Raw genomic sequence first — 18,743 nt, forward strand, 5'->3', positions numbered from 1 at the left:
CGGACCGTCGCTCACGACCGGAGACGCTCCTCGTGCGCGAAGCCGACGAGGATGTCTCGCTGAAGGCCGAACATCTCCCGCTCCTCCTCCGGCTCGGCGTGGTCGAAGCCGAGAAGGTGGAGGATGCCGTGCGTCGTGAGCATGAGGAGCTCGTCGCGGAGCGCGTGGCCAGCCGCTTCTGCCTGGACCTGCGCGACCTGCGGGCACAGCACGACGTCACCGAGTAGCCCTGCCGGCGTGATGGCGTCTTCCGTGCCGGGGCGCAGCTCGTCCATGGGGAAGCTCAGCACGTCTGTCGGGCCGGGCTCGTCCATCCACTGCACGTGAAGCTGCTCCATCGCTGACTCGTCGACGAGCACGATCGAGAGATCCGCGTCGGGATGCACATGCAGCTCGTCGAGGGCGTAGGTCGCGAGACGCTGCAGCGCCGCTTCGTCGACGACGATGGCCGACTCGTTGTTGATCTCGATGCTCACCGGGAGCGCCCTCGTCTCTCGTAGTCCTTGCGCTGCTGCTCGGCGTCGTAGCGTGTGTACGCGTCGACGATGCGACCCACGAGCGAGTGTCGCACGACGTCGTCGCTCGTGAGGGTCGCGAAGTGAATCTCGTCGATGTCATCGAGCACTCGTGTCACGAGCTTGAGTCCGCTCGCGCCCGTCGGCAGGTCCATCTGCGTGATGTCGCCCGTCACGACCATCTTCGACTCGAAACCGAGACGAGTGAGGAACATCTTCATCTGCTCAGGCGTCGTGTTCTGCGCCTCATCCAGGATCACGAAGGAGTTGTTGAGCGTGCGACCGCGCATATAGGCGAGCGGGGCGACCTCGATCGTGCCGATTGCGAGCAGCTTGACGACGACTTCCGGGTCCATCATCTCGTTGAGGGCGTCGTAGAGGGGGCGCAGGTAAGGGTCGATCTTGTCCGTGAGGGTTCCTGGTAGGAAGCCGAGACGCTCTCCCGCCTCGACCGCGGGACGGGTCAGGATGATGCGCTCGACCTCTTTACGCTGGAGAGCCTGCACGGCCTTCGCCATCGCGAGGTACGTCTTGCCTGTGCCCGCCGGCCCGATGCCGAACACAACCGTGTTCTCGTCGATCGCATCGACATAGGCGCGCTGTCCCGCGGTCTTGGGGCGGATGCTCTTGCCGCGACTCGTGAGAATGACCTGTCCCAAAACGTCGGCTGGTCGGGCACCACCGTCGCTCGCGAGGATGCGCGCCGACTCCGAAACGTCGCTGACGTCGAGGACGTGGTCCTCACGGATGAGCGCCACCAGCTCCTCGACGAGTGAGCGGGCCGCGCGCACGTCGTCGTCTGGCCCCTCGAGGGCGACCTCGTTTCCTCGGACGTGTACCTCGACGAGTGGGTACTGCGCCTCGATCGTGCGCAGGAGCCTGTCCTGAGGCCCGAGAAGCCGCACCATGGCGACCCCATCAACCTGGAGTACCTCGCGGCGCGTCGTCTCGCCGCCGCTCGTGTCGTCAGTCGCCAAGGGTCTGTTCCGTCAGGGTCTGAGTGCCCTCGCCCTCCCCGAGCACGTGGGCGTGAACATGAAAGACGGTTTGTCCGGCGGACTCCCCCGTGTTGAAGACGAGCCGGAATTCCCCTCCGCAGTGCTCATCGGCCAGCGACTTGGCGGTCGCGATGACCTCGGCGAGCAGCCCCGGGTCGCCTGCGGCCAGCTCTACGACATCCCGGTACTGCGGTGTCTTCGGGATCACGAGCAGGTGCACGGGAGCCTGGGGAGCGATGTCACGGATCGCAATCAGGGACTCGCTCTCGAAGACGATGTCGGCAGGGATCTCGCGGTCGATGATACGCGTGAAGATCGACGGTGAGGCGGATCCAGTCATGACACCAGCCTACGCGCAAACCCGCTGCCCACGCAGGCTACCAACGCCCGAGCCGGGCGTTCAGCACGGCGATCGCGGCAGGGCCGGCCGTGCTCGTGCGCATGATCCCCGCCCCGAGACGAACGGGTACGGCGCCCTCCGCCGCGAGGAGCTCGATTTCCTGCGGCGCGACTCCCCCCTCGGGCCCCACTACGAGCACGACATCGCGCCCCGCATAGTCGACCGAATCGAAGTCGATGGCGGTCAGGTCGGTTGTGGCACTCGGCTCGAGCACGAGCACGAGTGACGAGCGGGTGCGGTCAGCGATCTCACGTGTCGTCTCGAGCTCATGCACGACGGGAAGATGCGGCCGCATCGACTGCTTGCTCGCCTCCCGCATGATGGCCTGCCAGCGCTCGCGACCCTTCGCCCGTTTCAACGCATCCCAGCGTGCGATCGATCGCTGCGCCGCCCACGGCACCACAGCATCGACACCCAGCTCCGTCGCCGCCTGCACGGCGGACTCGTCGCGCCCGCCCTTCGCGAGGGCCTGCGCGAGCGTGATGGTCGGCGAGGGCGACGGATGCCGCGACACGCCGTCGACCCGAAGCGCGAGTCGGGCGGGTTCCGCCTCCACCACGTCGCCCGTGACGACGAGTCCCGCGCCGTTGCCGATCGACAGGCTCTCGCCCACACGGATGCGACTCACCGACACCGCGTGCTTGGCCTCGGCCCCCTCGAGGACGACGATCGCCCCCATCTCCGAATCGGCGAGGCCCTCGGCGAGGTAGAAGTGCGCCACGAAACCCCTAGAGGTTGAGGAAGCGGTCGCGCAGCTTCTGGAACAGGCCCTGCTGGAACTGCGACAGGTGAGGCGGCACCGCGTTCTGCACTCGCGCGAGCTCGTGGATGAGATCCTTCGCCTTGCCGTTGAGCTTGGTGGGCGTCAGCACCTGCACCCCGACCTTGAGATCGCCGCGTCCTGAGCCGCGGAGATGCGTGATCCCGCGGTCCTTGACCGTGATGACCTCGGCGCTCTGCGTGCCAGGCTTGATCTCGACCTCGACCGGCCCATCGAGCGACTCGAACATGGCTGTCGTGCCGAGCACGGCATCCGTCATCTGCACTTCCAGCGTCGCCAGCAGATCGTCGCCATTGCGGCTGAAGACATCGTGGTGCCGCACCTTGATCTCGAGGTAGAGGTCACCGCTGGGGCCGCCGCCCTGGCCCACCTCGCCCTGGCCGGGCATCTGCAGGCGAAGGCCCGTGTCGACACCGGCGGGGATGTCGACGGGGATCTTGCGGCGCGCCCGCACGCGGCCCTGCCCCGAGCACGTCTGGCACGGGTGCGGGATCGTCGTGCCGTAGCCGCGGCACGTGCCACACGGGCTCGACGTCATGACATTGCCGAGGAGGCTGCGCACGGAGCGCTGAATGAGCCCGGAGCCGCCGCAGATGTCGCAGGTCGTGACATCCGTGCCCGGCTCGCAGCAGGTGCCGCCGCACGTCTTGCAGACGACAGCCGTGTCGACCTCGACCTCGCGGCTCGTGCCGAAGATCACATCGGCAAGCTCGACCTCGAGGCGAATGAGCGCATCCTGCCCCCGCTCGGTGCGCGAGCGCGGCGGGCGGGTGCCCCCGCCGCCACCGCCGAAGAACGTCTCGAAGATGTCGCCGAAGCCGCCGCCGAAGCCACCGCCGAAGCCTGCCTGGTCGCCCAGGTCGTACTCCTGCTTGCGCTTCGGATCCGACAGCACGTCATAGGCGTGGGTCACATCCTTGAAGCGATCCGCGGCGTCAGGGCCGGGATTGACATCGGGGTGCAACTCACGGGCGAGGCGCCGATAGGCCTTCTTGATCTCCTCGGGGGTCGCCGTGCGCTCGACCCCGAGCACTTCGTAGTGGTCAGCCAATGCAGTTCCTCGTCACTTCTGGGTCAGTTCTCACTCAAGAGCTTCGACAGGTATCGTGCGACCGCGCGCACCGCCGTCATGTTGCTCGAATAGTCCATGCGGGTGGGGCCAAGCACGCCGACGCGCGCCACCTCGCCGCTCGCGCCCGTGTAACCCGAGCTCAAGACGGAGGCCTCACCGAGGCCGAAGGGCTCGTTCTCTCGCCCGATGCGCACCGCGATGGCGCCCATCTCGTGCTCCATCTCGCTGAAGAGCTTCAGCAGGGTCACCTGCTCCTCGATCGCCTCCAGGACAGGATAGATGCTGCCGCTGAAATCCCCCTCCGTGCGCGCCAGATTGGCCGCGCCGGCCATCACGAGCTTGTCGTGCCGGCTCGCCATGACCTGCTCATCGAGGATGCCCGCCACCACCTCGACGACGGGGCGACGGTGCGGCTCGAAGGACTCGGCGAGGGCAGCGAGGTGAGCCGAAGCATCCTGTAGTCCGAGACCCGCGATCTCGGTGTTGATGCGGGCCCGCAGCTCGGCAAGGAACTCCTCATCGATGACAGGAACTTCGACGATGCGCTGTTCCACCCGGCCCGTGTCCGTAATGAGGACCGTCATGAGTCGGGTGTCGCTGAGCGGGACGAGTTCGACATGTCGCACGCGCGAGCGGCCGAGTGTCGGGTACTGCACGAGTGCGACCTGGTGCGTGAGCTGCGAGAGCAGGCGAACCGTGCGGGCGAGCACATCATCGAGGTCGCTCGACTCGCCTAGGAAAGCCTCGATCGCATGCCGCTGAGCGGGAGAGAGCGGCCGCAGGTCGGCGAGCTGGTTGACGAAGAGACGGTAGCCCTTGTCAGTGGGCACCCGGCCCGACGACGTGTGGGGAGCCGTGATCAGCTCCTCCTCCTCGAGCTGGGCCATGTCACTGCGGATCGTCGCCGCCGACACCCCGAAGGAATGACGTTCTACGATTGACTTCGAGCCGACCGGCTCCCGCGACGCCACATAGTCCTGCACGATGACGCGGAGCACTTCGAGTCCGCGATCAGAGACCATCCGCACCACCTCCACGCTTGGCACTCCGACACTGTGACTGCCAATTCTACGCGACGCGCCGGGGCCGCGATCATTGCGGCGCGCTCGCGCGGGGCACTAGGTTATGCAGTGCTTGCGCTGCCCTCACTTTTCGGCCCGCGCTCTCCCGACCCGCAATGGCGCACCGCGCCCGTCGAAAGGCACACCATGACTGACCAGACTCCTCCCCCCGCAGCACCCGCGGCCGCTGCACCGCTCAGCGAGGCGGACGACCGCCAGTGGGCCTCCTTCGCTCACCTCGGCGGCATCCTCTGGATCATTCCGCCGCTCATCATCTGGCTCGTCTTCAAGGACCGCGGCAGCTTCACCAATCAGGAGGGCAAGGAGTCACTGAACTTCCAGATCACGGTGACGATCGCGCACATCGCCATCCAGATCATCAACGCCGTGCTCACCGCCGTGACCTTCGGAATCTGGATGCTCATTGGCTGGATTCTTCCCTTGGCGCTATGGGTGCTCACGATCGTCTTCTGCATCCAGGGCTTCACGAAGGCGAAGGACGGCATCGCCTACCGCTACCCCTTCGCGCTGCGCCTCATCAAGTAGCGCCGCAACGCATCACGAGGGCCGGGATAATACATCCCGGCCCTCGTCGTTTGCTCCGTGCCTTGCTTTAATGGCCGTATGACGAATGCCGCCCCGCCGCCACCCGGCCAGTACTCGACTCCGCAGCCCATGAGCCCCGCCGACGAGAAGCTCTGGGCGACCCTCGTACACATTGGCGGCATCTTCTTCGGCTTCATCCCTGCCCTCGTCGGCTACCTCGTGCTCAAGGATCGCGGCCCCTTCGTGCGCGATCACACGCGTGTCGCGCTCAACTTCCAGATCTCATACACGATCTACGCGGTTGCGGCGACAGTCCTGCTGCTCATCATCGCGATCCCCCTCGCATTCGTGACCTTCGGGCTGAGCTTCGGTCTCGTATACCTCGTCTTCCTCCTGCCCATCGTGGCGACGATCTTCATGATCATCGCCGCCGTCAAGGCGAACCAGGGCGTGTACTACACGTATCCGCTGACGATCGATTTCATCAAGCGGTAGGTGTCTTCGACAGGCGGGATGCGCGCGGTTCAGTCGAGAAGTCGGCGCACCACGGCGTCCGCCAGCAGGCGACCCTTCAGCGTAAGGACGAGGGACCCACCGATCGCGGCGCGTGCTTCGACGAGCCCGTCCGCGATGAGACCTGCGACCGCGAGGCGGCCGTGCTCCGTTAGCTCCTCAACCCGGAGACCGTCGCGGATGCGCGCGCCGAGCAATACCCGTTCGAGGGTGCGTGTAGCGTCGTCCAAGGTCTCCCGGCCTGCGGCGGGCGAGTGGCCGGCGAGCACCCGATCGGCGTAGGCGGCCGGGTGCTTGACGTTCCACCAGCGCACACCCCCGACGTGGCTGTGCGCGCCCGGGCCGATGCCCCACCAGTCCTGGCCGCGCCAGTAGGCGAGGTTGTGCCGGCTGCGATGGTCCGCAGCATCCGTGGGTCTCGCCCAGTTGCTGACCTCGTACCATTCGTAGCCTGCCGAGGCGAGCACGGCATCCGCCATCTCGTACATGTCGGCCTGGAGGTCGTCATCGGGCTCCGCGACCTCGCCGCGTCGAATCTGACGGGCGAGCTTGGTCCCGTCTTCGACAATGAGGGCATAGGCCGACACGTGGTCGGGCTGCTGCGCGATCGCGTGCTCGAGAGAGCGTCGCCAGTCGTCGAGGGTCTCCCCCGGCGTGCCATAGATGAGGTCGAGACTCACGTCGAGACCCGCTTCTCGCGCCCACTCCACGACGAGCGGGATCCGCGAGGGGTCGTGTGTGCGCTCGAGCGTCTCGAGCACGTGGGGCACGGCCGACTGCATGCCGAAGGAGACCCGTGTGAAGCCCGCCTCGGCCAGCTGAGCGAGATACTCGGTGTCGACCGAGTCGGGGTTCGCCTCCGTCGTCACCTCCGCACCCGCGGCAAGTCCCCACTGCTCACGCACGGCGGCGAGCATGTGGACGAGATCGGATGCCGGCAGCAGGGTGGGCGTGCCACCGCCGAAAAAGACGGTCGAGACCGGCCTCGAAGGCACCCCGGCGGCGCCTAGTACCTCGGCAGCGAAGGCAACCTCGGATGCCGCCTGGCCCGCGTAGTCGCGGCGGTGCACCCCCCGCAGTTCCTCCGCCGTATAGGTGTTGAAGTCGCAATAGCCGCAGCGCACGCGGCAGAACGGCACGTGGAGGTACACGCCGAAGTCGCGGTCCTCTGCGTCGGCAGCGACGTGAGCAGGCAGGGCACCGTCGAGCGGCGCCGGATCAGCGATCGGCAGAGAAGAGGGCATGGTCAGTCGACAGGGCCCGTGAGGGCTGCGAAGTAGCGGCGCCGCAGCATCCGCTGGGCGAGGGAAAGCAGGGGCGCGGCGAGTCTCCACCGTGTGGAGGCCGGTTGTGAGAGCGAGCGCAGCGTGAGCCACACGGCACCGTCGTCATCGAGGTCGACGAGGAAGAGCTCCTCGCCGCTCAGCGGATGCCCCGGCAGGGTGCCGTAGGCGAAGCCCTTGCGGTTCGGCTCATCGATGACGTAGATCACGCGAACGGGTTCGCGAAAGCGGAAAGGGCCGACGGCGAGGATGAGCCAGACGGAGTCGCCAGGCTGCACAAAGGGAAGACCGTCGGGGCCGTAGGCGACCTCCGCGGGTTCATCCTCGACGGTCGCGGGCTCGACAGGCGTGCCCGACTCGTCGAAACCGACGGGAGAGTAGCTCCCCTCCCTGACCTCGGGCGGGGTCTCCGTCAGTTCGATCTCGAAGCCGCTGCGGATCTTGATTCCCCAGGAGAGTGTCGCCCGCCACGCGAACTCCCAGCGCGCCGGTCCCGTGCCGATGCGCACCCGCTTCTCGAAGGGACGCAGCCCGGCGGGCGGAAACGCGAGCGCCTCCTGCGTCTGCGTGGCGCCGACGGCGGCGTAGGTGACGGGCAGGCTCCAGAGCGGCTTGCGTCCCACCTACTTCTTGTCCTTCTTCTCCACGTCACCCGAGAGTGCCGCGATGAAGGCCTCCTGCGGAACCTCGACGCGACCCACCATCTTCATGCGCTTCTTGCCCTCCTTCTGCTTCTCGAGGAGCTTGCGCTTGCGGGTGATGTCACCGCCGTAACACTTGGCGAGCACGTCCTTGCGCATCGCGCGGATGCTCTCACGGGCGATGATGCGGGAGCCGATGGCGGCCTGGATGGGCACCTCGAACTGCTGCCGCGGGATGAGCTCTCGCAAGCGGCCCGTCATGAGCACGCCGTAGGCGTAGGCCTTGTCGCGGTGCACGATCGCGCTGAACGCGTCGACCTGGTCACCCTGCAGCAGGATGTCGACCTTCACGAGGTCTGCCTCCTGCTCCCCCGCGGGCTCATAGTCGAAGCTCGCGTAGCCCGCCGTCTTGCTCTTGAGCTGGTCAAAGAAATCGAAGACGATCTCGCCGAGCGGCATCGCGTACTTGATCTCGACCCGCTCCTCGCCCAGGTAGTCCATGCCGATGAGGGTGCCGCGTCGCCCCTGGCAGAGCTCCATGATGACGCCCACATAGTCCTTGGGCGCGAGGATCGCCGCCTTGACGATCGGCTCCGTCACACTGTGGATCTTGCCGACCGGGAACTCGCTCGGGTTCGTCACCGTGACCGTCTTGCGGTCCTCCGTCGTGACCTCGTAGATCACGCTCGGCGCCGTCGTGATGATGTCGAGGTCGAACTCGCGGCGCAGCCGCTCCGTCACGATCTCGAGGTGCAGAAGGCCGAGGAAGCCGCAGCGGAAACCGAAACCAAGGGCGACGGATGTCTCGGGCTCATAGTTGAGCGCAGCATCCGAGAGCTTCAGCTTGTCGAGCGCCTCGCGCAGCACCGGATAGTCGCTGCCGTCGATCGGGTAGAGGCCCGAGAAGACCATGGGGAGCGGCTCCGTGTAGCCGGGCAGCGCCTCGGTCGCCGGCTTCGCCGCCGACGTCACCGTGTCGCCGACTTTGGACTGGCGCACGTCCTTCACGCCCGTGATGAGGTAACCGACCTCGCCCACGCCGAGCCCCTTGCTGGGCTGCGGTTCGGGCGCGCTCACGCCGATCTCGAGGATCTCGTGTGCCGCGCGCGTCGACATCATCTGAATCTTCTCGCGCGGGTTCAGCTGCCCGTCGATCATTCGCACATACGTCACCACGCCGCGGTAGCTGTCGTAGACGGAGTCGAAGATCATGGCGCGAGCCGGGGCATCCGCGACCCCCTGCGGGGCCGGAATGAGTTGAGTGACGCGATCGAGGAGCTCGGGGACGCCGACGCCCGTCTTGCCCGAGACGCGGAGGACGTCGTCGGGCGAACCGCCGATGAGGCCCGCGAGCTCGTTGGCGTACTTCTCGGGATCCGCCGCGGGCAGGTCGATCTTGTTGAGGACGGGGATGATCGCGAGGTCGTTCTCGAGGGCGAGGTAGAGATTCGCGAGGGTCTGCGCCTCGATGCCCTGCGCCGCATCGACAAGCAGGATCGCTCCCTCACAGGCGGCAAGGCTGCGGGAGACCTCATACGTGAAGTCGACGTGACCCGGGGTGTCGATCATGTTGAGGGCGAAGGTCTGGCCGTCGAGCTCCCACGGCATCCGCACCGCCTGGCTCTTGATCGTGATGCCGCGCTCGCGCTCGATATCCATGCGGTCGAGGTACTGCGCGCGCATGTCGCGCTCCGCGACGACACCCGTCACCTGCAGCATCCGGTCGGCGAGGGTCGACTTGCCGTGGTCGATGTGCGCGATGATGCAGAAGTTGCGGATGGAGGCCGGATCGGTCGATGCCGGCTCCAGGGCCTTGGATGCTCGAGGGCTCACGGAATCCTTCGCTGGGTAGAGACTTGAGAAGCCATTCTTCCATGGACGCGCATCATCGTCGTCTCCATGAGGCCCGCTGCGGGGTGAGATCTGGTAAAGTTGCCTGTTGGCTTGCGCACCGCGTTCATCCCCCACGATCACCCGGTGCGAACTGCGGCCCCACCCATGTTCGTTGCCCTCTACAACGACGCGGGGAATGGCCGCGACACACCGTCCGGAACAACAGAAAGTGTCTACCTTGGCAAACATCAAGTCGCAGATGAAGCGCATCCTCACCAACAAGAAGGCGACGGAGCGCAACAAGGCCGTCAAGAGCGAGCTCAAGACCGCCGTCCGCGCCACGCGCACCGCCATCGCCGCGGGCGACAAGGACGCCGCGACCACGGCCCTCAAGCACGCCAGCAAGAAGCTCGACAAGGCCGTGAGCAAGGGCGTCATCCACAAGAACCAGGCCGCCAACAAGAAGTCGGCGATCGCCAAGCAGGTCGCCGCTCTCTAAGTCGGCTCCACGCGCTAACGCCCCGTCTCGCATCGCGAGGCGGGGCGTTTGTCGTTGCTGGCCCTCCCTCGCAGGCGCGGTCGGCGCGAGGCGCACGATCGCTAGCGCGATCATCAACTAGCGCCTCGCGCTACTCAATCCGCGAGGCGCCACGGGAGGCGATTACGCCCACCATGCGCTCGAGGGCGAAGACCGGATCGCGCTCAGCACCCTTGACGGCAGCATCCGTCTCCGCGAGCACCTCGATGCACCGGCCGAGCCCCGCGCCACTCCAGCCCTGCAGGTCGCGCTTAGCGCGATCGATCTGCCACGGCGCCATGCCGAGCTGGGAGGCCAACTGCCCCGACGGGCCGCGCGAACCCGCCACCTTCGCCATCGTGCGAACCTTCATCGCGAAGGCGGCGACGATGGGGACAGGGTCGGCGCCGGAGGCGAGCGCATGGCGCAGCATGACGAGGGCCTCGCCGTGCCGACCCGCGATCGCGACATCCGCCACCGCGAATGCCGTCGTCTCGACCCTGCCGGAATAGTACTTCTCGACAGTCGCCTCGGTGACGTCGCCGCTCGAGTCCGAAATGAGCTGCTGGCAGGCTGCAGCAAGCTCAGCCACATCGTCGGAGAAGGCCGAGACAAGGGCGCGCACGGCACCCGCCGTCGCCTTTCGGCCGGCCGACCGAAACTCGGCCACGGCGAAGTCGACCTTGTCTGTCTCCTTCTTGAGCTCCGTGCAGACCACCTCGATGCCACCGCCCGCACCGCCGCGGATCGCGTCGAGGAGTTTCTTGCCACGCATCCCGCCGCCGTGCCGCAGCACGAGGTAGGTGCCATCGGCGGGTGCCTCGAGGTAGCTGAGCACCTCCGCGATGAAGGCATCCGTGCACTTCTCGACACCTGTGGCACGGATGAGGCGCGGCTCGCCGAAGAGTGAGGGACTCGCGACCGTGAGGAGCTCGCCCGGGGCGTAGGCGGCCGCGTCGATGTCGCTGACCTCAAGGCTTGGATCCTCGAGCTTCAGCACCTCGCGCAGCATGCGGATCGCGCGGTCGGCGAGGAAGTTCTCGGTGCCCGACACGAGCACGACGGGAGCCGGGCGGATCTTCGACCAGTCGAGCTGCGGGATCGCGACCGACGCCTTCGCGCCGCCTCGCGCTGACGTCCTGGCTGCCACGGTTCTCCTACCTCGTTGCTGCCGCCCACGCGGCCCACTTGATGCCCTAGCGACGACGCAAGTTTAGCCGCGGGTACCGACACGGGGTCAGGATGATGACCCGGGCTCTGACCCCGGGGCGTCATCGCCCCGTTCGAGCCACAGGCCTATGCGCCCGTCGCTATATCTCCACGCCAGGACGAGCCCCTGGCGGTCGGTGCGCGCAATGGTCGCCCCCGTCCGTTCCAACACCGCGAGGATGCTCGGCGCAGGGTGCCCATAGGTGTTGGCCTCGCCGACACCGATCATCCCGAGGTCGGCGGAAAGGAACTCATAGAGCCGCGCCGACTGGTCGGCGGAACCATGGTGCGAGACTTTGACGACGTCGATGGCACCGAGGGCGGCGAGCTCGTGACGCGAATCCGAGAGCATGCGCGTCTGCGCCTCCTCCCCCAGGTCCCCGAGAAGCACGCTCGTGAGGCAGTCGCAGGCGCGCCCGTCCACCGCGAGCACGACGCTCGCATCGTTGCCGGGCGGGACGTACGAGCGGGGCGCCGGCCACAGCACCGACCACATGAGACGTCCGAGGCCGCCCCGCAGCCCACGTGTGCCCTCGATCACCTCTGCACCAGCTTCGGCGAGGCGCTGCAGCATCCGCTCGTCGCCCTCCTCCCCCGGTGGCCCGGCGATGACGGTGTCCACTCGGCCCACGACGGCATCCACCGCGCCGACGTGGTCGAGATCGAAGTGGGTCAAGACGAGGGTGTCGATGTGGTCGACACCGAGGAGCGTGAGGCAGTCCTCGAGTGCTCCAACCTCCGCACCCGTGTCGACGAGCATGATGGCGTCGCCGTCCCGAAGCAGGTGGGCATCCCCCTGGCCCACATCGCAGGCAGCGAACTGCCAGTCACGAGGCATGACGAGGGCTACCCGCACCCGTTCACCCGCCACGACTCCGCCGACGACAGCGAGGCAGGCGCAGAGGCCCAGGGCCCACCAGCGACGCCGCGCGGCGAGCAGTAGGCCCAGCCCGAGGACTGTCAGGAGCGCGGCGACGGCCAGGCCCACCGCGCCCTCCGCCCACGGCAGACGGCTACCGGGAAGCTCCGCGAAGAACGAGGCGACCGCGGCGATCCAAGCGGACGGCAGCCACGCCGCCCACGCGACGCAGCTCGCGAGCCACGGCGCGAGGGGCGCGAGCACGCACGCCACGAGTCCCAGCACGGTCGCAGCTGGGGCGGCCGGACCGGCCAGCAGGTTCGCGATGACGCCGTAGAGCGGAATCTCGGGAGCGAGCAGGATGATGACGGGCTGGCACGCCAGTTGCGCCGCAAGGGGAACGGCAATGAGGATGGCGAGTGGCCGCGGCATCCACCGCTCCAGGCGACTCGACAGCGGCCCAGCGAGCACGAGGAGCCCCGCCGTTGCGAGGACCGATAGCACGAAGCCGTAGCTGCGGGCGAGCCAGGGGTCGATCGCTAGCAGGATGAGCACGGCAAGCGCGAGCACGGGGACTCCCGAGGCTCCGCGTCCGAGCAGGCGGGCGATCAGGACCGCAACCGCCATGACGGCGGCACGCAGCACGCTCGGCTCGGGCGTCACGATGAGCACGAAGCCGGCGAGCACCAGGAGCGAGCCCGCGATCCTGAGCCAGCGGGGCACCCGCAACGCCCCGCCGAGCGCCAGAACGAGACCGACGACGATGGCGCAGTTCGCCCCCGACACGGCCGTGAGGTGAGTGAGCGACGACGCCTTCATCTGCTCGTCAAGGGTCGCGTCGACCGCGCTCGTGTCTCCGATCGCGAGGCCGGGCAGGAGGCCTGCGCCCGGCCCGGGCAGCCTCTCGACGAGCATCCGGAAACCCTCACGCAGCTCTCCCGCCCACGCGACCGGGCCATCATTGCCCTCTCGCACCTCCGCGTCGCCCCGCGCGAAAACGAGGAACGCGGATGTCTCGGCCGGCCCGTTCGCGACGAGGGTGCCCGATACTGTGACAGCGTCACCGACCTCGCCGGGCTCCTTGAAAGCCGCGAACAGGGTTACCGGAACGGCAATGTGGAGCACCTCCTCCCCTGCCCGCAGCGTGTGGACGGTAGCACCAACCCGCGCCGATTCCGTGGGTTCGACGACCGCCTTCGTGAGGGTCGCCTCCATCGTCAGGTGGCGGCCTTCCGCCGCGAGGGCGAGCAGTGTCGCTGGCTGCCGTTCGTCTGCGTGGGCCGCCGCGCTCGCGAGGAGGATGGCCGCTGCTCCCGCCGCGACAGCACCCCACCCCCACCACGCTCGCCGTCGCCAGTGGGCAAGTGCCAGCAGCACGGCGCACAGGAGCGCGGACACCATGGGGGCAAGCGCGACTATCCCTCCCATGCCGAGTAGTACGCCGAGGGCCAGCCACGCGACGACGACGGATAACGCGAGCCGGAGGTCAAGGGTCGAGTCGCTCATACCGTCACGAGCTCGCGCAGTCCCTCGAGTGTCTTCTCGCCGATGCCCGTCACAGCAAGGAGGTCCTCGATCGCCGTGAAACGGCCATTCGCCTCGCGCCACTCGATAATGCGGGCCGACATCGCGGGGCCCACCCGTGGCAGTGTCTCCAGTGCAGCCGCATCGGCCGTGTTGAGGTTGACGCGCCCGTCGGCCGCCACCCCTGGCGTGCCCGTCGCCTCCCCCGCCGCACCCGCAACCGGTACGCCGAGCTGCTCGCCGTCCTCCACGAAGCGCGCGAGATTGACGGCGGCACGGTCCGCCTCCGCTGTGAAGCCGCCCGCCGCCGCGATCGCGTCGACGACCCGCGACCCCTGCGGCAGTTCGAAGAGACCCGGCGCCGCGACCGCCCCGTGCACATGGACGTAGATCGTCGCAGTGGGGGCAGCGGATGCCGCGGCATCCGGCTCGATCGTCAGCTCCTCGCCCCGCGGCCCGAGTGCCGTCACGAGCACCGCCACGGCGAGGCCGACGAGTACGAGCACGATCGCGGCACCGATGCCGATGCGAAGACGGACCTTCTCAGGGGTCGCGAGAAGGGCCGCAGCGGCGGAGGACATCTCAGAGGAGCGCTGCGAAGCCATGTCGGAACGCTAGACCGGAGTGCACCCTCCGCCGGATTTCTGGATGTGAGTTGTGCAGCAAGGCACGACAGAAGCGCGGTGGAGGAGCCTCGGCGCACGGGCTTAGGCTCGACCGCCCACCTGGTCATTCTCCGACGGCGTACCGCATCTGCACATTGTCGGAGTCGTCATACGTGCGTGCGCCGAGGAGCTTGAGCGGTAGGGCTTGGTCGAAGAGCGGAACACCGTCGACCAGAACGGTCGGGCTGACCATGAGACGCAGTTCGTCTACCTCGCCATCACGTGCAAGCGAGTTCCACAGGGTCCGGCTCGCGAAGATCAGGATGTCCCCCTGCCCTCGCTGCCGTTCGTCGCGGAGCCATTTCCGGACGCCGGAAGCGTCAAGCACAGTCGAACTGCCATACCACGCGTTGTCGCGGGGGATAGACCCGCGACTGCTCACGACGACCTTCGGCACTGCGTTGTAGCGACGGCTGATCGCACGGTTCACGTCATCGACCTCACGCGCCTCCGAGGCATCGGGATTGTCAGGCTCAGGAGCGTCGGCGATGAACGGCCAGTAGGCGCTGAATCCGTCGAAGGACCTTCGGCCGAGCAACACGGTGCCGGCCGTCTCAATCGACGCGAGATTCTCCCTGTCGAAGGCGCTGTCCATTGCCAAGGCGAGGGGGTTCCCGTCAGCGGTCGAATAGTGCCCGTCGAGGGAAACGATGTTGTTGACGATGACTTTTCGCATCTTGTCGAATCCTTTCGCTGGTGGTGTCACCAGTAGAGAGACGAGCGAAGCCGTGGATTCATCGGCCGACGAGAGGAGAATCTCCCAATGCTCGTTTCGCCGGGTGGCACTCTCGTCGTATGACAGGAGATCAACGCGCCTTCGGGCAGCTCGTCGAGCCCTACCGACGCGAGCTGATCGCGCACGCGTACCGTCTCGTGGGAAGTTCCGCGGACGCCGAGGACGTGTATCAGGAGGCCATGCTCGCGGCATGGCGTGGACGGGGCACCCTCCGCGACCCTCGGGCACTGCGTTCGTGGCTCCACACAGTCACCACCCGGGCCGGCCTCCGTTTCGTCGAGAAGCGCGGACCGCGACTGCCGTCGTGGGACGAAGGCGGCCCCCACGATCCCACGAAGCCCCTCGACCCACCCGCCGACGGCCCGTGGGTGGAGCCGTTCCAGGACCCCGACCCGGCCCACGTCGTCGAGCGATGGGAACGTCTCGAACTCGCGTGGATCGCAGCGTTACAGACTCTGCCCCCATTGCAGCGCGCAGCGATCCTGCTCAAGGACGTGCTCGGCTACTCCTCCGTGGAGATCGCTGGGATGTTGGAGACATCACCGGCCGCCGTGAACAGTGCCCTCCAACGAGGTCGAGACACGCTTTCCTCGACGCCGTCGGAGGAGTCGCTGCAGACAGTCGGAACGGGCTCTGTGAAAGAGGCAGACCGGCAGGCTGCCGAGCGCTTTGCCCGGGCATTCGCAGCGTCAGATATCGATGCGATCGTTGAGCTCCTCAACGCAGACGTTCGGTTCACGATGCCACCGTTGCCAGCGTGGTTCAAGGGAATCGACGACGTGCGGGTCTTCCTCGAACTCCGCGTCTTCGCGACCCCGTGGCAGATGATCCCTCTCGGAGACGTGAACGGGTATCCCGCCTATCTAGGCATGCAATGGCAGCACGACGCTTTCCGACCCGGGGCCGTCATCATAATTCACACGTTCAACGGCACTGTTCGCTGGATCGCCACCTTCGTCGAACCGGCCCTTGTCGAACAGTGGGCAGCTCGGGTCCAGTGACCCACCGCTGCCCTGCACTCTCTCCTATTTCTTGGTCGTGATGCTCACGATCTTGGGCGCGCGCACGATGACGCGGTCGATCTCCCGGTCACCGATCGAGCGAACGACGCCGGATGCTGCGAGGGCCTGCGCCTCGAGCTCGGCCGGGTCGATCGTGGGGCTGACGTCGAACTTGTCGCGGATCTTGCCGTCGACCTGCACAACCGCTGTGACCGACTGCTCGACGAGCAGCACGGGGTCGGCCTTGCGCCAGCCGTAGTGCGCCACCGAGCCCGTGTAGCCGAGGCGCTCCCACATGTCCTCCGCCGTGTAGGGCGCGAAGAGGCTCAGGCCGAGCGCGACGGTCTCGACCGCCTCGCGCACGGCACCGTCGGCACCGCCGGGGCCGCTGTCGATCGCCTTGCGAGTCGCGTTGACGAGATCCATGAGGCGGGCAACGACGACGTTGAACTTGAACGACTCCACGAGGGTCGGGGCATCCGCCAGGAAGCGGTGCGTGACGCGACGGAGCGACTCGTCGCCCGACTTCCACTCCACGTCAGGCGAACTCGTCACGTCACCCGCCAGGCGCCACGCGCGGGCCAGGAACTTCGCGGAGGCACCGGGCGAGACATCCGCCCAGTCGATGTCGTCCTCGGGCGGGCCCGCGAAGGCCATCGTGAGGCGGACGGCATCGACACCGTGCTCCTCGAGCTGCTCGCTCAGCTGCACGATGTTGCCCTTCGACTTGCTCATCGCCGAGCCGTCCATGAGCACCATGCCCTGGTTGAGCAGCGCACTGAAGGGCTCCGTGAAGGTCACGTAGCCGAGGTCGTAGAGCACCTTCGTGATGAAGCGCGCATAGAGCAGGTGCAGGATCGCATGAGTGACGCCGCCGACGTACTGGTCGACGGGGGCCCACTTCTCTGCCTCTGCCGGGTCGAACGCCTGAGTGTCGTCGTTGGGGTTCAGGAAGCGGAGGAAGTACCACGAGCTGTCGACGAAGGTGTCCATCGTGTCGGGGTCGCGGCGGGCAGGGCTGCCGTCGATGGGGTGCGGCACATTCACCCAATCCTCGGCCGCACCGAGGGGCGAGGAGCCCTTGGGCTTGAGGTCGAGCCCCTCCGACGGCGGAAGCGTCACGGGCAGCTGATCCTCGGGAACCGGCACGAGCGAGCCGTCTTCCGCGTGGATGATCGGGATGGGCGTGCCCCAGTAGCGCTGACGCGAGATGAGCCAGTCGCGCAGGCGATAGCTGCGGGCTGCCCGGCCCGTGCCCGCCTCCTCAAGCTGCTCGATCACGCGCTTGATCGCATTCGCCTTGCTGAGACCGTCGAGCGGACCGGAATTCATCATCCGGCCCTCTCCCCCAAGCGCCTCGCCCGTCGACGCAGGGTCGAGCGGCGGCAGGTCGGGAAGCACGGGGTCGCCGTTCTCATCCGTCTCGATGACGGGGATGGCCCCCGTCACGGGAGCGTTCGTGTCAACCACGACGCGAATCGGCAGGCCGAAGGCGCGAGCGAAGTCGAGGTCGCGCTGATCATGCGCCGGCACCGCCATGATCGCGCCCGTGCCGTAGTCGGAAAGCACGTAGTCGGCCGCCCAGATGGGCAGGCGTTCGCCATTGACGGGGTTGATCGCGAAACGGTCGAGGAACACGCCCGTCTTCTCGCGCGTCGCATCCTGCCGGTCGATCTCCGACTTCTTCTGCACCTCGGCAAGGTAGGTCGCGAACTCGGCCTTGACAGCATCCGTCGACCCGGCGACGAGTTCGGCCGCGAGGTCGGAGTCGGGCGCGACGACCATGAAGGTCGCGCCATAGAGCGTGTCGGGGCGCGTCGTGAAGACGGAAACCTTGTCGTCACGGCCTTCGACCTCGAAGTCCACCTCGGCGCCGATCGAGCGGCCGATCCAGTTGCGCTGCATCGCGATGACCTTGGCAGGCCAGCTGCCCTCGAGCTGGTTGAGGTCATCGAGCAGGCGGTCCGCGTAGTCCGTGATCTTGAGGTACCACTGCGTCAGCTTCTTCTTGACGACAACCGCGCCGGAACGCTCCGAGGTACCGTCGGGGAGCACCTGCTCATTCGCCAGGACGGTCTGGTCGACCGGGTCCCAGTTGACCCAGGAGTCCTTGCGATAGGCGAGGCCCTTCTCATACATCTTGAGGAAGAGCCACTGGTTCCACTTGTAGTACTCGGGGTCGCTCGTGTGGAGGACGCGATCCCAGTCGAAGGATGCCGCATAGAGCTTCATGCTCTGCTTCTGCTGCTCGATGTTGGCGTAGGTCCACTCACGCGGGTCCACGCCGCGCTTGATCGCGGCATTCTCGGCGGGCAGGCCGAAGGAGTCCCACCCGATCGGGTGCAGCACGTTGAAACCCTGCTGGCGCCAGTAGCGCGCGATCACATCGCCGAGAGCGTATGCCTCTGCATGCCCCATGTGCAGGTCGCCCGAAGGGTAAGGAAACATGTCGAGCACGTACTTGCGGGGCTTCGACTCGTCGGCCTTCTTGGTGCTGAAGGGCTTCGTCTCGTCCCATACGGCCTGCCATTTCGCCTGGATGGCGTGGAAGTCGTAGTCGGTGCCGTCGTCGTGCTGCTGTGCCACAGA

Annotated in this window: 18 protein-coding genes; 4 read left to right on the forward strand and 14 right to left on the reverse strand. The window is 67.1% G+C overall.

All coding sequences use genetic code 11. From position 1 onward, the window contains the following. Positions 1 to 11: 11 nt before the first annotated feature. Genes ybeY through hrcA form a run of 6 tightly spaced genes read right to left on the reverse strand, consistent with a single transcriptional unit; the run spans position 12 to position 4,788 of the window. On the reverse strand, positions 12 to 476 hold the full coding sequence (gene ybeY, locus OH146_RS02255) for an rRNA maturation RNase YbeY (protein ID WP_265156961.1): 465 nt from the start codon (positions 474 to 476) through the stop codon (positions 12 to 14). Next, the gene (locus OH146_RS02260; RefSeq protein ID WP_265156963.1) at positions 473 to 1,492 is read right to left on the reverse strand and encodes a PhoH family protein; all 1,020 of its coding nucleotides are present in this window, start codon (positions 1,490 to 1,492) and stop codon (positions 473 to 475) included. The genes ybeY and OH146_RS02260 overlap by 4 nt, the downstream gene beginning before the upstream one ends. Then, positions 1,482 to 1,853, reverse strand: a complete 372-nt coding sequence (locus OH146_RS02265) for an HIT domain-containing protein (RefSeq protein WP_265156965.1) — start codon at positions 1,851 to 1,853, stop codon at positions 1,482 to 1,484. The genes OH146_RS02260 and OH146_RS02265 overlap by 11 nt, the downstream gene beginning before the upstream one ends. A gap of 37 nt (positions 1,854 to 1,890) precedes the next feature. Then, positions 1,891 to 2,634: a 16S rRNA (uracil(1498)-N(3))-methyltransferase gene (locus tag OH146_RS02270; protein ID WP_265156966.1), complete on the reverse strand. Its 744-nt coding sequence runs from the start codon at positions 2,632 to 2,634 to the stop codon at positions 1,891 to 1,893. Between the two features lie 7 nt (positions 2,635 to 2,641). Then, positions 2,642 to 3,745 carry a molecular chaperone DnaJ gene (dnaJ, locus tag OH146_RS02275; protein WP_265156968.1) on the reverse strand — a complete coding sequence of 368 codons (1,104 nt, stop codon included), beginning with the start codon at positions 3,743 to 3,745 and terminating at the stop codon, positions 2,642 to 2,644. A gap of 23 nt (positions 3,746 to 3,768) precedes the next feature. Beyond that, on the reverse strand, positions 3,769 to 4,788 hold the full coding sequence (gene hrcA / locus OH146_RS02280) for a heat-inducible transcriptional repressor HrcA (RefSeq protein WP_265156970.1): 1,020 nt from the start codon (positions 4,786 to 4,788) through the stop codon (positions 3,769 to 3,771). Between the two features lie 186 nt (positions 4,789 to 4,974). Between hrcA and OH146_RS02285 the strand changes: the two genes are divergently transcribed. After that, positions 4,975 to 5,373 carry a DUF4870 domain-containing protein gene (locus OH146_RS02285; RefSeq protein ID WP_265156972.1) on the forward strand — a complete coding sequence of 133 codons (399 nt, stop codon included), beginning with the start codon at positions 4,975 to 4,977 and terminating at the stop codon, positions 5,371 to 5,373. Positions 5,374 to 5,451: 78 nt separating this feature from the next. Next, complete coding sequence (locus OH146_RS02290; RefSeq protein ID WP_265156974.1) at positions 5,452 to 5,868, forward strand: DUF4870 domain-containing protein; 417 nt, start codon at positions 5,452 to 5,454, stop codon at positions 5,866 to 5,868. A gap of 29 nt (positions 5,869 to 5,897) precedes the next feature. On the opposite strand, the gene hemW is transcribed toward OH146_RS02290, so the two are convergent. From hemW to lepA, 3 genes are read right to left on the reverse strand one after another with little or no spacing between them, the layout of a single operon-like run. Further along, entirely contained in the window at positions 5,898 to 7,130 is a 1,233-nt protein-coding gene (hemW, locus tag OH146_RS02295; protein ID WP_265156976.1) for a radical SAM family heme chaperone HemW, read from the reverse strand. 2 nt (positions 7,131 to 7,132) lie between these two features. Next, positions 7,133 to 7,792: a DUF1990 domain-containing protein gene (locus tag OH146_RS02300; protein ID WP_265156978.1), complete on the reverse strand. Its 660-nt coding sequence runs from the start codon at positions 7,790 to 7,792 to the stop codon at positions 7,133 to 7,135. Next, a complete protein-coding gene (lepA, locus tag OH146_RS02305) occupies positions 7,793 to 9,643 on the reverse strand; it encodes a translation elongation factor 4 (RefSeq protein ID WP_265156980.1) in 1,851 nt (616 codons plus the stop codon). It abuts the gene before it with no gap. A 238-nt stretch (positions 9,644 to 9,881) separates the two neighbouring features. On the opposite strand from lepA, the gene rpsT reads away from it, so the two are divergent. Next, positions 9,882 to 10,142 carry a 30S ribosomal protein S20 gene (gene rpsT / locus OH146_RS02310; protein ID WP_265156982.1) on the forward strand — a complete coding sequence of 87 codons (261 nt, stop codon included), beginning with the start codon at positions 9,882 to 9,884 and terminating at the stop codon, positions 10,140 to 10,142. Positions 10,143 to 10,272: 130 nt separating this feature from the next. On the opposite strand, the gene holA is transcribed toward rpsT, so the two are convergent. The 4 genes from holA to OH146_RS02330 all read right to left on the reverse strand — a co-directional run bounded on the left by holA (position 10,273) and on the right by OH146_RS02330 (position 15,093). After that, positions 10,273 to 11,310 (reverse strand): DNA polymerase III subunit delta, encoded by a 1,038-nt coding sequence (gene holA / locus OH146_RS02315; RefSeq protein WP_265156984.1) that lies wholly within the window; start codon positions 11,308 to 11,310, stop codon positions 10,273 to 10,275. Between the two features lie 87 nt (positions 11,311 to 11,397). Next, positions 11,398 to 13,734: a ComEC/Rec2 family competence protein gene (locus tag OH146_RS02320; protein WP_265156986.1), complete on the reverse strand. Its 2,337-nt coding sequence runs from the start codon at positions 13,732 to 13,734 to the stop codon at positions 11,398 to 11,400. Further along, on the reverse strand, positions 13,731 to 14,357 hold the full coding sequence (locus OH146_RS02325) for a helix-hairpin-helix domain-containing protein (protein ID WP_372508448.1): 627 nt from the start codon (positions 14,355 to 14,357) through the stop codon (positions 13,731 to 13,733). The genes OH146_RS02320 and OH146_RS02325 overlap by 4 nt, the downstream gene beginning before the upstream one ends. Before the next feature lie 124 nt (positions 14,358 to 14,481). Continuing rightward, the gene (locus OH146_RS02330) at positions 14,482 to 15,093 is read right to left on the reverse strand and encodes a dihydrofolate reductase family protein (protein WP_265156988.1); all 612 of its coding nucleotides are present in this window, start codon (positions 15,091 to 15,093) and stop codon (positions 14,482 to 14,484) included. Positions 15,094 to 15,212: 119 nt separating this feature from the next. Here OH146_RS02330 and OH146_RS02335 point away from each other — a divergent pair, with 119 nt between their 5' ends. Further along, complete coding sequence (locus OH146_RS02335; RefSeq protein WP_265156990.1) at positions 15,213 to 16,154, forward strand: RNA polymerase subunit sigma-70; 942 nt, start codon at positions 15,213 to 15,215, stop codon at positions 16,152 to 16,154. Positions 16,155 to 16,178: 24 nt separating this feature from the next. On the opposite strand, the gene leuS is transcribed toward OH146_RS02335, so the two are convergent. Then, positions 16,179 to 18,740 carry a leucine--tRNA ligase gene (gene leuS, locus OH146_RS02340; RefSeq protein WP_265156992.1) on the reverse strand — a complete coding sequence of 854 codons (2,562 nt, stop codon included), beginning with the start codon at positions 18,738 to 18,740 and terminating at the stop codon, positions 16,179 to 16,181. Positions 18,741 to 18,743: the final 3 nt, after the last annotated feature.

It is taken from the genome of Homoserinimonas sedimenticola (assembly GCF_026094475.1).
Classification (GTDB): Bacteria; Actinomycetota; Actinomycetes; order Actinomycetales; family Microbacteriaceae; genus Homoserinimonas; species Homoserinimonas sedimenticola.

What these genes read in the sequence shown, in the direction of transcription:
- OH146_RS02265 (WP_265156965.1), bottom strand. Translation starts at nt 1,853, where the DNA reads ATGACTGGATCCGCCTCACCGTCGATCTTCACGCGTATCATCGACCGC.
- hrcA (WP_265156970.1), bottom strand. Translation starts at nt 4,788, where the DNA reads ATGGTCTCTGATCGCGGACTCGAAGTGCTCCGCGTCATCGTGCAGGAC.
- OH146_RS02285 (WP_265156972.1), top strand. Translation starts at nt 4,975, where the DNA reads ATGACTGACCAGACTCCTCCCCCCGCAGCACCCGCGGCCGCTGCACCG.
- OH146_RS02290 (WP_265156974.1), top strand. Translation starts at nt 5,452, where the DNA reads ATGACGAATGCCGCCCCGCCGCCACCCGGCCAGTACTCGACTCCGCAG.
- hemW (WP_265156976.1), bottom strand. Translation starts at nt 7,130, where the DNA reads ATGCCCTCTTCTCTGCCGATCGCTGATCCGGCGCCGCTCGACGGTGCC.
- OH146_RS02320 (WP_265156986.1), bottom strand. Translation starts at nt 13,734, where the DNA reads ATGAGCGACTCGACCCTTGACCTCCGGCTCGCGTTATCCGTCGTCGTC.
- OH146_RS02325 (WP_372508448.1), bottom strand. Translation starts at nt 14,357, where the DNA reads ATGGCTTCGCAGCGCTCCTCTGAGATGTCCTCCGCCGCTGCGGCCCTT.
- OH146_RS02330 (WP_265156988.1), bottom strand. Translation starts at nt 15,093, where the DNA reads ATGCGAAAAGTCATCGTCAACAACATCGTTTCCCTCGACGGGCACTAT.
- OH146_RS02335 (WP_265156990.1), top strand. Translation starts at nt 15,213, where the DNA reads ATGACAGGAGATCAACGCGCCTTCGGGCAGCTCGTCGAGCCCTACCGA.